Here is a 12,548-nt window from a genome sequence, read left to right as displayed (position 1 = left end):
TTCCCTCCCCTTCCGGTAAGTTGCAGAAACGATCCGTCAACGGGAGAGGCGGCACACTCTTATGGAAGCCCGGATAACCCTGTTGGTGGACGGCACACCACGCACCTTGACGGTGGATACACGCACCACGGTCCTGGACGCGTTGCGGAACCTGCTGGGCGTCACCAGCCCCAAGAAAGGCTGTGACCACGGCCAGTGCGGGGCCTGCACTGTGCTGCTGGACGGACGCCGCGCCAACTCCTGCCTCACCTTGGCGGTGGCCCACGAGGGCGCTGACATCGTCACTGCGGAGGGCCTGGCCGGCGGTACGCCCGACGGCGGTCTGCACCCCGTCCAGCGGGCCTTCCTGGAGCAGGACGCGTTCCAGTGCGGCTACTGCACCCCCGGCCAGATCTGCTCAGCTGCAGGCATCATCGAAGAGGCCGCGGCCGGGCACCCCTCCACCGCCACTGAAGACCTGCAGGCCGAGGGCGGGATTGAGCTCAGTGACGCGGAGATCCGCGAGCGCATGAGCGGGAACCTCTGCCGCTGCGGCGCCTACGTAAACATCGTGGCCGCAGTAAAGCAGGCCGCGGAGGCAGCCGCCGCCCGGCGAGGCGGCGTACCCGATCCGGCGGAACCCGCCGTGGAGGATTCTCCCACTGCGGAATCCATGCCCTCCCACAGGGAGGAGCGGTCATGATTCCCTTCGACTACCGCCGCGCGGAGGACGCCGCCGCCGCCGTCGCCCTGGTCAGCGCCAACCCGGACGCCGCCTTCCTCGCCGGCGGCACCAACCTGGTGGACCGGATGAAGCTGGGCATTGCCGATCCGACACTGCTGGTGGACATCAGCCGGCTGCCGCTGGACACCGTGGACGTGCAGGAGGACGGACGGGTGCGGATCGGCACGAATGTCCGCAACGCGGACCTCGCGGCCAACACATTTGTCCGCAGCCGCTATCCGGCCCTGGCCCAGGCACTGCTTGCCGGCGCATCCGGGCAGCTGCGCAACCTTGCCACCACCGGCGGAAACCTGCTCCAGCGCACCCGCTGCGTGTACTTCCAAAACCCCACCACAGCGTGCAACAAGCGCGAACCCGGCACCGGATGCTCCGCCGTCGACGGCTACACCCGCTACCACGCCATCCTCGGCGCGTCTGAGGAGTGCATAGCCACCCATCCTTCCGACATGGCTGTGGCCCTTGCTGCCCTTGACGCTTCGGTGGTGGTCCTGGGTCCGGCCGGTGAAAGGATTCTTCCGCTCAGCGAGTTCCACCGGCTGCCCGGCAACGAGCCGCAACGGGATACCGTGCTCGAGCACGGAGAGCTGATCACCGCCGTCGAGCTGCCCCCGGCACCCGCCCGCTCCGCCTACCGCAAGGTGCGGGACCGCGCGTCGTACGCCTTTGCCCTGGTCTCCGTGGCCGCGGCACTGGAACTGGAGGACGACGGAGCGGATCCACCGGTTATCCGCGACGTCCGCATTGCCCTGGGCGGGGTGGCGCACAAACCCTGGCGTGCACTGCAGGCCGAGGCGGTGCTGCGCGGGGCGCCGGCCACGATCGCCGCCTTCCGTGCCGCGGCGGACGCCGAACTGGCCCAGGCGCGGCCGCTGAGGGGGAACGGCTTCAAGGTACCGATGGTCCGCAACACCATGGCCGCCGTCCTGCGGGACCTGGCCGGGCTGCCCGCACCGGACGCGGGCGCTGCGGGAACCGACCATCCGGAAGGTCCGGACGGCCCGGAAGATGCCGGCTGGGAGGAGCAAACCCCATGACCATGCCCGCCTCCGCCATTGGTACGCCGTTTGAACGGCTCGACGGCGAACTCAAGGTCACCGGTACCGCCCCGTACGCGTATGAGCAGCCGGTAGAGAACCCCGTCCACCTGTACCCCGTCCTCTCCACCATTGCACGCGGCCGGGTGGAGCGTGTGGACACCGCCGAAGCAGAGGCGCTGGACGGGGTCCTGACCGTGCTCACCGCTGAAACAGCGCCTCGTCTGGCGGACACCTCTGACCGCGAACTGGCCGTCCTGCAGGACACCCGCGTGGGCTACCGCGGGCAGATCGTGGCCGCTGTCCTGGCGGAAACCCCGGAAACCGCGCGGCAGGCGGCCGACTCCGTGAAGGTGACGTACGCAGCGGAGCCGTTTTCCGCCCAGCTGCGCGCTGATGACCCGGCGCTCTACGCGCCTGAGGAACTCAACGCCGGCACGCCCACGGACAGCAGCCAAGGCAACGCGGAGTCCGCCTTCGACACGGCAGCCCTGAAGATCGACCAAACCTATTCCACCCCGCCCGAACACAACAATCCGCTGGAACCGCACGTCACCGTGGCGCAGTGGGACGGCGCTACCCTGACCCTCTGGGACTCCACCCAAGGGGTGCATACGGTGAAGGGCACCCTGGCGCAGGTCCTGGGCCTTGACGAAGGCCAGGTGCGGGTGATCGCCCCGCACGTGGGCGGCGGCTTCGGGTCCAAGGGGATGCCGCACGTACACGTGGTGATGGCCGCCCTGGCCGCGCAGTGCACGGACGGGCGGCCGGTGAAATTCCCGGTCAGCCGCCAGCAGATGTATTCACTGACCAGCCACCGCACCCCCAGCATCCAGCACATCCGGCTTGGCGCCGCCGACGACGGCCGGCTCACCTCCATGTCCCTGGACATCGTGGAACACACCTCCCGGATCAAGGAATTCGCCGAGCAGACCCCTGCCCCGTTCCGGATGATGTACGCCGCCCCCAACCGGCGCACCACCACCCGCCTGGCGCCGCTGGATATCCCGGTGCCGTCCTGGATGCGGGCTCCCGGCGAGTGCCCCGGAATGTTCGGTCCCGAAGTGGCCATGGACGAACTCGCGGCCGCAGCGGGACTGGACCCGATTGAACTGCGCCGGCGCAATGAACCGGACACCGACCCGGAAACCGGCAAACCCTGGTCCAGCCGGCATCTGCTGGAGTGCTTCGAGCTGGGCGCGGAACGGTTCGGCTGGGACCGGCGGGTCACCCGGCCCCGCTCCGTGCAGGAGGACGGCTGGCTGGTGGGCATGGGCACCGCCAGCGCCGTTTATCCCTTTATGCGCCAGCCGTCCAACACCGCCCGGATCGGCTATGAGCAGGACGGGATCTACTCCGTGCAGATAGGCGCTGCGGACATCGGCACCGGATCCTGGACGGCGCTGACGCAAATAGCCGCCGACGCGCTGCGGGTGCCGGTGAACCGGATCCGCCTTGGAATCGGCGACACCCGTTTCCCGGTCGCCAGCGTGGCCGGCGGGTCCTCCGGCACGGCCAGCTGGGGCGGCACAATCATCGCCGCCGCCCGCGCATTCCGGGCGGACCACGGCGAGCACCCCTCCTCCGGCGCCGCCACCGAGGCGCAGCCGCCCGAAGACGCCGAAGCACAGGAGTTCGCCCTCTACTCCTTCGGCGCGCATTTCGCCGAGGTGCGCATCAATGCCGATACGGGGGAAATCCGGGTGCCCCGGATGCTCGGGGTTTTCTCCGCCGGACGGATCATCAACCCCCGCACGGCCCGGTCCCAGTTCCTCGGCGCCATGACCATGGGCCTGGGCATGGCGCTGCACGAGGCGGGCGTCATGGACCCGCGGTTCGGCATCTTCGTCAACCACGACCTGGCCGAATACCACATCCCCACCAACGCGGACGTGCTGGACATGGAGGCCCTGTGGATTGAGGACGACGACGAGCACGCCGGCCCGCTGGGCGCCCGGGGCATCGGGGAAATCGGGATTGTGGGCAGCGCGGCGGCCATCGCCAACGCCGCCTACAACGCCTCCGGCGTCCGGGTGCGGGACCTGCCCCTGACACCTGACAAGTTCCTGGCGTAGCGAAGCGGTGCGTGGCGCCGCAGCCGGCCTGCGGTGTGCCAAACTGACGCCCATGACTGCCGTGCGTCCCCTTCCCGCCGTCCTCGCGGGCCGGTTTGTCCGGCTTGAACCGTTGACCGCTGACCTGCTGCCCCAGCTGTACCGGGCCATTGCGGTGCCCGAGGTGTTTGCCGGCGGCTACGGCGGCGGCCCGGCGGGGCTCCGCGAGGATTTAGACGGGTTCACTGAGTGGGCGCGGAGGTATTACCGGTGGAATGAACTGCCCTTTGCGGTCCGCCTTCTGGCCGGGACGGACGCCGGCACGGTGGTGGGCACCAGCAGCCTGGCCGACCTGGAGCTGCACACGGAATCGGCCCAACTGGGATGGACTGCCTATTCGCCTTCCGTCTGGGGCACCGCCGTGAACCCAGAGACCAAGCTCCTGCTGCTGGGACATGCCTTCGCGGCCGGATTAGGCCGCATCACCATTCAGGCGGACGCCCGCAACGAGCGGTCCCGGGCCGCCATCAGCGGGATCGGCGCGGCGTTCGAAGGCATCCGCCGCCGGGACCGGCGCCGCGCCGACGGCAGCTGGCGGGATACGGCCGTGTATTCGCTCCTTGCGGAGGAATGGCCGCAGGTCCGGGCGGGGCTCGAACAAAGGCTGGACCGGTTCGCCGGCCCAGCGGGTCGCGCCGCTGCCAAGAGCGCCCGGGAGTAGCATTTCCGCCACAGGAGCATTCCGGCGACGGCGCCGCGAATGAGATGAAACGGGGACAACAATCGTGAGCGCTAACTTCGGCGACTATCAGCTGGGCATTTACATGAACGGAGCACGGGGAACACTTCCCGGGCTGCCGATGGGCTTTGCCGCCACGGAGGAACTGGCGCAGACCGTCATGGATCCGCGGGTCCTGGGCTACGTGGCCGGCGGCGCCGGCGATGAACACACCCAGCGGGCCAATGTTGCAGCCTTCGAGCGGTTGGGCATCATGCCCCGGATGCTCGTGGGCGCGGCACAGCGGGACCTGGGCATCGACCTGTTCGGGCATCATCTGCCCTCACCCTTGTTCTTCGCGCCCGTGGGCGTGCTGGGCGCAGTGGCCGACGACGGCGACCTGGCCACCGCGGCGTCGTCGTCCGAGCTGGGCATACCGATGGTGGCTTCCACCCTCGCCTCCGCACCGCTGGAACAGGTCCGCGCAGCGGCCGGTGAAACACCCGGATTCTTCCAGCTCTACCCGCCCGCAGACCGGGAACTGGCCGAGAGCCTGGTGCACCGCGCCGAAGCAGCCGGTTACACGGGCATCGTGATCACCCTGGACACCTGGGTCAACGGCTGGCGTCCGCGCGACCTCAGCGCCGCCTACCTGCCGATGCTCTCCGGCCAGTGCCTGGCCAACTACCTCACGGACGACCGCTTCCGGAAGCTGCTGGCCGAGCAGGGCTCCGCCGATCCCGCCGCCGCCGTGATGCTGTGGGCATCCCTGTTCGGAAATCCCACCATGACCTGGGAGGACCTGGCGTGGTTCCGCTCCCTGACCAAGCTGCCGATCCTGCTCAAGGGCATCTGCTCCCCGGAGGACACCCGGCGCGCCCTGGACGGCGGGATGGACGGCATCTACTGCTCCAACCACGGCGGCCGCCAGGCCAACGGCGGCATCCCCGCCATCGACTGCCTGCCCGGCGTGGTGGAAGCGGCCGACGGCGCCCCGGTGCTGTTTGATTCAGGGGTGCGTTCCGGGGTGGATGCCCTGCGTGCACTGTCCCTGGGGGCCACCGCCGTGGGGATCGGCCGGCCGTACGTGTACGGGCTGGCCGTGGGCGGACAGGCCGGGGTAACGCATGTGATGCGCAGCCTGCTGGCTGAGGCGGACCTCACCATGGCCGTCAACGGCTACCCGGACCTCGCCTCGCTGAGGGGAGCCCTGCACCGGGCCTAGGGGGCCGGTGCAGCTGCTGGCCGCCGGGACGGTGCCGATGGCAGTTACCGCGGGCGGGGCTAACCCGCCTGCGGGAAACCGTCCCGCGGCCACCAGGAAGGCAGCAGGTTCCGCAGGGAGGCCAGCCAGGCTTCGGCGTCGTCGTCGTCGCTGATGACCCACTGCTCAAACCAGGAGGCGTAGGCGCCGCCCAAAAATCCCGCCGTGGCCTCCAGATTGATGTCCGGCAACACCTCGTGCGCCTGCCAGACGTGCAGTGCCAGGAGAATCCGCAACCGCAGGTCCTCGACGAGGACGCCCAGGAACGTCTCCGTATGGAACAGGGCCCGGTAGACGCGCTGCTCATCCTTGGTGTGCCGCAGGATCTGCCGGATGGACTCTACGTAAAGGTCCCCGATCTCCGCGACAGTCCGCCCAGTCCCGCGCTGGTCCAGGTCCACGGTGCCCAGCCGGTCCACCACGCCGGCGTATACGGAGGCGGCAAAGTCGAAAATGTTCCGGTAATGGCCGTAGAACGTGGTGCGGTGCACCCCTGCCTGGCGGCAGAGCGCCGACACGCTGATGTCTGCCAGTTCATGCTCCCGGAGCAGCTCCCAGAGGCCTGCTTCAAGCGCTTCGCGGGTGCGGGCAGTCCGGGGTTCTTCCGGGGAGTGCCGCCGTAGCGGCTTGGGGTCTTCCGGTGCTGGCATGAAATTAATCTTCGCAGATACACCGAAGGGCCCTGCCAAAGCAGGACCCTTCGATGCCGCGGCGCTGGGGGACGCCGCAAGCTTTTGTTGTGGAGCAGGCCTAGTAGTTGGCCAGTCCTGCGGTCTCGCCGCCGTCAACCACGAATTCCGCCCCGGAGGAGAAGCTGGAATCGTCGCTGGCCAGGAACAGGACCATCTGGGAGACCTCCTGCGCCTCGCCCATGCGGTGCAGGGCGACGTGGTTCATGGGGTTCTCCATGCCTTCCGTCATGGGCGTCTTGATGACGCCCGGGTGCACCGAGTTCACGCGGATGCCGTACTTGCCAAGGTCCAGAGCAGCAGACTTGCTCAGGCCGCGCACCGCGTACTTGGTGGCGGTGTAACCCGGCAGCTCCACGAAGCCCTGCAGGCCCGCTGTGGAGGAGATGTTGATGATGGATCCGCCCGCGGATTCCTTCAGTGCCGGGATGGCGGACTTGATGCCAAGGAACACGCCGTTGAGGTTGATGTTCACAATGGTGTTCCACTGCTCGAAGCTGTAATCCTCGATGTGCCCGAAGTTGGCGATCCCGGCGTTGTTGACCAGCACGTCCAGTCCGCCGAATTCGGTGACGGCGGTGTTTACCGCGGCGTCCCAGTCGGCAGCGTTGGTGACATCCAGGTGCACGTAGCGGGCGGCGTCACCAAGCTCTTCGGCCGTCTTCCGGCCATCCTCGTCGAGGATGTCGCCGATAACGACCTTGGCACCCTCAGCCACCAGCAGGCGTGCGTGCGAGGCGCCCATGCCGCGGGCCCCTCCGCTGATGAGGGCTACTTTGCCGCTTACGCGTCCCATGTCTTTCTCCTTCTAAGTGTTTCAATCCTGCCTTATTCAACACCTGTAGAAGAAATTTGCATTCCCGAATGAGACGAATGTGACTGACAGTACAGCCGGGGTTGGATGCCTCAAACGGCCGGGCGGGGGCCGCGGGGCGGCAGCGGAACCAGCGCCGAGGTCCGCTGCTGGTATCCGGCGTAGGCAGGGTAGCGGGCGCGGGAGATGCTCTCGGTGAAGGCGGTGGAACCGGCGAACAGCGCGCTCAACAGAAGCGGACCGGCCAGGGTCCAGTGCAGCCAGGAACCCGCGGCGGCAACGGCAAAACCGTAGAAGAGCCACCACTGGGCCTGTTCAAAGAAAAAATTGGGATGCCGGGAGAAGCGGAACAGGCCGGTCTGCAGAAAGCCGGGGCCCGATTCCTGTCCGGCGGCGCGCCGGGCTTTTTTCCATTGCTGGAAATTCCACTGCTGCTGGTCCGCGATGGTCTCCCCCGCGAGGGCGGCCAGGAACAGCACCGCCAGCACCCCGTCCCACCCGGTGAGCGGCCCGGGGTGCCGGTAGACGGTAAGGATCGGAAGGGTCATCAGCCAGATGATGAGGTTCTGGTAGATGCTGATGAACCCCAGGTTGAACAGCTGGAACTGCCAGGGCCGCAGCCGGCGGCGAAGGATGCCCCAGCGGTAGTCCTCTCCGCCCGGGGCATACCCGCCCTTGCGGGCGTAGTTGAAGGTCAGCCGGGCGCCCCACAGGGTCACCAGCGCCGCCATCAGCACCACACGGGCGGCTGCACCGGATGCCGCGGCAAACACCCACACATAGGCCACCGGGGTCAGCGACCAAATACGGTCTGTCCACGAGTATTCCCGCGTGGCCAGGGACAGCAGCCACGTGCCGGCGGTGCTGGCGGCGAAAATCCAGAGACAGACGCGTACCGGGTCCATAGGAGGAGGATACGCAGGGCGCTGCCCTTGGCGGGAGCCCTTCAGCCCATGAGCCGGTGCTCGTAGGCGAACGCCACCAGCTGGATCCGGGTGGCCAGGCCCAGCCGGTCCAGAATGCGGCGAATGTGCGTTTTGACCGTGGCCTCGGAGAGGAACACACTGGCGGCTATGTCCGCGTTGCTGAGGCCTTTGGCCACCAGCACAAACACGTCCTTCTCCCGCGCCGACAGCTCGGCGATGGCTGCCAGGTCCGGTTCCGGCGGGTCAGCGCTGCGGGTCAGGTGCGCAAACAGGTCATGTGCGGAACCCGGCGCCACTACTGAATAGCCTGCGTACACCGTGCGGATGGCCGAGAGCAGGAACTCCGGTTCGGCGCTTTTGAGCAGGTAACCGCTGGCGCCGGCGCGGATCACTTCCACCACTGCCTGGTCCCGGTTGAAGGTGGTCAGTGCAATCACCTTGGGCCGGTCCCGGCCGGCTGCGTCGGCGTCAGCCATGATCCGCCGGGTGGCAGTAATCCCGTCCACCACCGGCATCCGCAGATCCATCAGCATCACGTCCGGACGGGCTGTTTCAGCCAGTTCCACTGCTTCCATCCCGTCACCGGCGCCGCCGCAGTAGGCGAGGTCGGGCTGCGAGCGCACCAGCATCTGGATTCCCGCACGGAACAGCGGCTGGTCATCCACCAGGGCCACGCGGATCGGTTCCTCCGCAGCACCTCCGCCCGGTTCACTCATCTGCGCCTACCAGTTCCGCGGCATAAATCTCAGCGCCCGGTGCGCTCAGCGCCAATCCGTAGGGCAGGAACGCGCTCACCCGGAAGCTTTCCCCGTCCGGGCCGGCCGTGAGCCAGCCGCCGGCCAGGTGGGCACGTTCGCGCATGCCGGCAATACCGCGACCGGTGCCGGCCGTCGTCGCGCTTGAGTCGCTCCCGGCCGACGACGCCGCGCGGCCGGGATAGGAGGCGATCTGCAGGGAAAGCCCTGGACCACTCCAGTCCAGGTGCACCGTAACGCGCGTTCCGGATCCGCCGTGGCGCAGGGCGTTGGTGAGGGATTCCTGCACAATCCGGAACACCGCCAGCTGCTGCCCCTCGGGCAGGTCCACCGGCGACCCGGACTCGGTGCGTTCCACCTGCAGGCTGTTGCCCTGCTGCTCGAGAAGTTCGTCAATATCCGCCAGCCGGGGCTGGGGCAACGCGGAACCGCCGTCGCCCACCCCTTCAATCACCCGCTGGGCATCGGTCAGGGCGCGGCGCGCAGAGGAGGCAATGTTCTCCAAAGCGTCCAGCACCGGCTGGGGCTGGTTCTTCCCCAGGTAGCGCGAACCGTCGGCCTGCGCGGCGATGACAGCCAGGGAGTGCGCCAGCACGTCGTGCAGGTCGCGGGAAATACGGGTCCGCTCCTGTTCCACGATCAGGTCCACTTCGGTGGCCTTCAGGCTGTCCACTGCTGCAGTCCGTTCGGCGGACAGGGTCCGGCGCTCTTCCCAGCTGCGCAGGGCATGGCCGGCAAGCCAGGCCACAGCGAAAATCACCAGCAGGAACGAGGAATAAAGTATCCAGAAATCCCGCATCGTGTACCAAGAGGCCCCGTAAACCGGCAGCCAGCCGACACCGCCCGAGTAACTTCTGTTCAGCATCAGATATGACATGGCACCGGCAAGGAAAGGCGCTGCCGCAATTCCTGCCACCCGCGGCCATTTGCCACCCGACAGCGCCACGAAAAAGAGCACAATCCCCGAACCGAGGTAAATGGGCCAGCTATTGGGCTCCAATGGCGGCACAGCCCTGAGGAACTGCGCGGCGAGGACCAGAACGGGGATGAGGAGCGCGGCGTACGCCACCCGTGACGCAAGCCCGATGGCCAAGGTAAAGGCCAGCAGCGGGAATGCCCCGCCCCAGGTGGCGAAATCGCCACCCATCCGGCCTGCCTCCCCGATGATCCAGAGCACCAAAAATACTGCGGCAGCCGCTGGGGCACCCCAGATACGCGTGTAATTCAGCAATTGAGTCATGGCACCGAAGCTATCCCGCCCCCAAACGACTTTCGGTTGAAAACGCAGTCTTTCATCCCGGCGGCTGGGAATCCTGTCCATTTGGATGGTTTCGCTTTATCGAATTACACCGTCATAGAATCCCCCAATGGCAACCCTGATTACTCCCGATGCCCGTTTCCGGAACAGCTGGCTGGCCGCCGCCGAAGAATTCGGCGGCGAGAACATGGACGGTTCCGGTGTGTACGGCGAGAACCGGCTCGAGCGCGTCCGCACGGAAATTTCCGGGGATTTTGCGGCCTTCGTCGACGGGCTGGTGGCAGACCGGCTGCCGGAAACACCCCGTCCGCCGGAATTCGTCGCCTGCACCTACCTCTGGCTGGTGGAAGGAGAGGAGTTCCTCGGTTCCCTCGCCATCCGGCACATCTTGAATGACTTCCTCTTCGAGCGCGGCGGACACATCGGCTACAGCATCCGTCCCTCGGCCCAGCGGCAGGGCCACGCAACCCGCGCCCTGCATGATTCCCTGCCGGTGGCCCGCGGGCTGGGCATCTCACCCGTGCTGGTCACCTGTGCCGAGGACAACGCCGGTTCCCGGGCCGTTATCGAGAAGAACGGCGGCGTTTACGAGGACAGCCGGGAAGGCACTCGCCGGTACTGGATCGACCCGGCGTAGCGCTGCTCCGCTCCGGGTACCTCCCCTGCCTCAGAAGCCCGGAGCGAAACCAGGAGAATACTCGCCGCCGGTTGCTGTGCCGGCGTCCTCCGCTCCGTCCAGAGTGCCCTCAGTCCCGCCGGTGTAGGCCGTGTAGGCAGCACCGGCGCTGATATCCGCCGCGGAGTAAATAACGCTGGCCGTGTCCTTCAGCGCAGTGAAAGATGCCACCACCGTGCCGTCGGCAGCCGCAATCCTGATCAGGGTTTCCGCGGCCACGGTGGAACCAAAGGTGAACTGCACCCCGGACTGTGACGACGTATCGGAAGGCGCCTGGGCCATGCCGGCACTTCCCCCGGCCAGGAGCGTCCCGCCGTCCACGGTGAGGCTGCCGTTCACATCCAGGGCCCCGTTACCGTTGCTGGTGGGTCCGTGCACCACCACGGTTCCGCCGCTGATGGTGGCCGTTCCGTTCGAATCCAGGCCGTCGCCGTCGGCGTTTGCGGTAACCGTGCCGCCGGTGATGACGATGGAGTAGTCCCCCACTTCCATCTCGCCGCCGCCGGGGCCCAGAGGGCCTTCCGCCGGAAATTCTCCGGACGGCGGCACCGGGCCGGGCGCCATGCCGCCTTCAGGCGTTGCCGGCGGTTCCGGCATGGACCCTTCGCCGCCGGCCGGCCCGGCAACACCGCCGCCTACGTCTCCGCCTCCGGTTTCTGCGCTTGCGCTGCTGCCGCCCGCGGCGTTGATGCCGTCGTCGCTGGCCGTAACGTCAACGCTGCCGCCGTTGATGGCGATGTGCGCCGCTTCCATGCCCTCTGCGGACTCCGACACCGTGACGGCCCCGCCGTTGACGGTGAGCAGGGTTTCGGCCTTGACCCCGTCGTCTCCCGAGGAGACCGCCAGCTCGCCGCCGTAAATGCTGAACCAGCCCCGGTCCGCGTCTTCGTCGTTGGTGGACTTCACGCCGTCGCCGGCGGCCGTGACGGCGTAGCGGCCGCCTGCCAGCACCACGTAGTCCTTGCCCTTGATGCCGTTGCCCGCGGCGTTGACCGTGACGCCGCCGCCGGCAAGGACCAGGCCGTCCTTGGACACGATGCCGTCCGCGGCATTGCCCTCCACAGCCAGAGTGCCCCTACCGGCAATGGTCAGGTCCTCCATGGAATACAGCGCGGCATCGGGTGCATCATCGGCGGTGTCCGCATAGGTAGCAGCGTCACGCAGAGTGTTGCTGGTGCCGTCTTCCAGGTACACCATCACCTCGTTGGCGGAGGTGATGACAAATGGCGAGCCGGAGCTGCTGGTTAGGTCAACGCCGTCGAGGATGACGCGGACCAGGTCTTCCTTCCCGGCGGCAACCACCACCTGCCCGTCCGCGAGCGAGCCGGACAACCGGTAGGTACCTGCCGCGGCGAGGGTGACCGTGCCTCCGTCCACCTCCACGCCGCTTCGCGCCTCGGCGCCACCGAGCGCCACCGGAACCTCATCCGCGGCATCCCAGATGAGGTCGTCGTCGTCATAGTGGGTCTCTTCGGCAATATCCCCAGCGCTTACTGTGGGGCCGAAGGCTGACGGTGCCGCTTCCGCGGCTGCGGTGGCATCAGAGCCTGCCGGCACGGAACCGGAGCAGCCGGCTAGGAAAGTGACCAGGGCAAAGGCTGCCACTGAAGTGGTGACGGAACGGCGGTGCATGTGT

At 67.6% G+C, this 12,548-nt stretch carries 12 protein-coding genes; 6 read left to right on the top strand and 6 right to left on the bottom strand.

Annotated features, from left to right (window positions below; genetic code table 11):
• Positions 1-61 precede the first annotated feature (61 nt).
• The 5 genes from QNN98_RS01695 (at position 62) to QNN98_RS01675 (ending at position 5,755) form a co-directional block, all read left to right on the top strand.
• Positions 62-682, top strand: a complete 621-nt coding sequence (locus tag QNN98_RS01695; RefSeq protein ID WP_283996049.1) for a 2Fe-2S iron-sulfur cluster-binding protein — start codon at positions 62-64, stop codon at positions 680-682.
• Positions 679-1,758, top strand: coding sequence for an FAD binding domain-containing protein (locus QNN98_RS01690; protein WP_283996048.1), 1,080 nt, complete (start codon positions 679-681; stop codon positions 1,756-1,758). The genes QNN98_RS01695 and QNN98_RS01690 overlap by 4 nt, the downstream gene beginning before the upstream one ends.
• Positions 1,755-3,833, top strand: a complete 2,079-nt coding sequence (locus QNN98_RS01685; protein ID WP_283996047.1) for a xanthine dehydrogenase family protein molybdopterin-binding subunit — start codon at positions 1,755-1,757, stop codon at positions 3,831-3,833. The genes QNN98_RS01690 and QNN98_RS01685 overlap by 4 nt, the downstream gene beginning before the upstream one ends.
• Positions 3,834-3,885: 52 nt before the next feature.
• Positions 3,886-4,533: a GNAT family N-acetyltransferase gene (locus tag QNN98_RS01680; protein WP_229958419.1), complete on the top strand. Its 648-nt coding sequence runs from the start codon at positions 3,886-3,888 to the stop codon at positions 4,531-4,533.
• Between the two features lie 64 nt (positions 4,534-4,597).
• The gene (locus QNN98_RS01675; RefSeq protein WP_227925836.1) at positions 4,598-5,755 is read left to right on the top strand and encodes an alpha-hydroxy-acid oxidizing protein; all 1,158 of its coding nucleotides are present in this window, start codon (positions 4,598-4,600) and stop codon (positions 5,753-5,755) included.
• Positions 5,756-5,814: 59 nt separating this feature from the next.
• On the opposite strand, the gene QNN98_RS01670 is transcribed toward QNN98_RS01675, so the two are convergent.
• The 5 genes from QNN98_RS01670 to QNN98_RS01650 all read right to left on the bottom strand — a co-directional run bounded on the left by QNN98_RS01670 (position 5,815) and on the right by QNN98_RS01650 (position 10,218).
• The gene (locus QNN98_RS01670) at positions 5,815-6,444 is read right to left on the bottom strand and encodes a TetR/AcrR family transcriptional regulator (RefSeq protein WP_227925837.1); all 630 of its coding nucleotides are present in this window, start codon (positions 6,442-6,444) and stop codon (positions 5,815-5,817) included.
• A 100-nt stretch (positions 6,445-6,544) separates the two neighbouring features.
• Positions 6,545-7,279 (bottom strand): glucose 1-dehydrogenase, encoded by a 735-nt coding sequence (locus QNN98_RS01665; RefSeq protein ID WP_227912153.1) that lies wholly within the window; start codon positions 7,277-7,279, stop codon positions 6,545-6,547.
• Positions 7,280-7,389: 110 nt separating this feature from the next.
• Positions 7,390-8,202, bottom strand: a complete 813-nt coding sequence (locus tag QNN98_RS01660; RefSeq protein WP_227925839.1) for a DUF1295 domain-containing protein — start codon at positions 8,200-8,202, stop codon at positions 7,390-7,392.
• Positions 8,203-8,243: 41 nt separating this feature from the next.
• The gene (locus QNN98_RS01655) at positions 8,244-8,939 is read right to left on the bottom strand and encodes a response regulator (protein WP_227912155.1); all 696 of its coding nucleotides are present in this window, start codon (positions 8,937-8,939) and stop codon (positions 8,244-8,246) included.
• Positions 8,932-10,218: a sensor histidine kinase gene (locus QNN98_RS01650; protein WP_283996046.1), complete on the bottom strand. Its 1,287-nt coding sequence runs from the start codon at positions 10,216-10,218 to the stop codon at positions 8,932-8,934. The genes QNN98_RS01655 and QNN98_RS01650 overlap by 8 nt, the downstream gene beginning before the upstream one ends.
• 127 nt (positions 10,219-10,345) lie before the next feature.
• Here QNN98_RS01650 and QNN98_RS01645 point away from each other — a divergent pair, with 127 nt between their 5' ends.
• Positions 10,346-10,873, top strand: coding sequence for a GNAT family N-acetyltransferase (locus QNN98_RS01645; RefSeq protein WP_283996045.1), 528 nt, complete (start codon positions 10,346-10,348; stop codon positions 10,871-10,873).
• A 30-nt stretch (positions 10,874-10,903) separates the two neighbouring features.
• Here QNN98_RS01645 and QNN98_RS01640 read toward each other — a convergent pair whose 3' ends face one another.
• A complete protein-coding gene (locus QNN98_RS01640; RefSeq protein ID WP_227925842.1) occupies positions 10,904-12,544 on the bottom strand; it encodes a carbohydrate-binding domain-containing protein in 1,641 nt (546 codons plus the stop codon).
• Between the last annotated feature and the right edge of the window lie 4 nt (positions 12,545-12,548).

The sequence above is a fragment of the Arthrobacter sp. zg-Y1143 genome (genome assembly GCF_030125565.1).
In the GTDB taxonomy this organism is placed as follows: domain Bacteria; phylum Actinomycetota; class Actinomycetes; order Actinomycetales; family Micrococcaceae; genus Arthrobacter_B.
This window is presented reverse-complemented; position numbering and strand designations above follow the sequence as displayed.

Coding starts and splice junctions, on each gene's coding strand:
- QNN98_RS01690 (WP_283996048.1), top strand. CDS start 679: ATGATTCCCTTCGACTACCGCCGCGCGGAGGACGCCGCCGCCGCCGTC.
- QNN98_RS01655 (WP_227912155.1), bottom strand. CDS start 8,939: ATGAGTGAACCGGGCGGAGGTGCTGCGGAGGAACCGATCCGCGTGGCC.
- QNN98_RS01665 (WP_227912153.1), bottom strand. CDS start 7,279: ATGGGACGCGTAAGCGGCAAAGTAGCCCTCATCAGCGGAGGGGCCCGC.
- QNN98_RS01640 (WP_227925842.1), bottom strand. CDS start 12,544: ATGCACCGCCGTTCCGTCACCACTTCAGTGGCAGCCTTTGCCCTGGTC.
- QNN98_RS01645 (WP_283996045.1), top strand. CDS start 10,346: ATGGCAACCCTGATTACTCCCGATGCCCGTTTCCGGAACAGCTGGCTG.
- QNN98_RS01650 (WP_283996046.1), bottom strand. CDS start 10,218: ATGACTCAATTGCTGAATTACACGCGTATCTGGGGTGCCCCAGCGGCT.
- QNN98_RS01680 (WP_229958419.1), top strand. CDS start 3,886: ATGACTGCCGTGCGTCCCCTTCCCGCCGTCCTCGCGGGCCGGTTTGTC.
- QNN98_RS01670 (WP_227925837.1), bottom strand. CDS start 6,444: ATGCCAGCACCGGAAGACCCCAAGCCGCTACGGCGGCACTCCCCGGAA.
- QNN98_RS01685 (WP_283996047.1), top strand. CDS start 1,755: ATGACCATGCCCGCCTCCGCCATTGGTACGCCGTTTGAACGGCTCGAC.
- QNN98_RS01695 (WP_283996049.1), top strand. CDS start 62: ATGGAAGCCCGGATAACCCTGTTGGTGGACGGCACACCACGCACCTTG.
- QNN98_RS01660 (WP_227925839.1), bottom strand. CDS start 8,202: ATGGACCCGGTACGCGTCTGTCTCTGGATTTTCGCCGCCAGCACCGCC.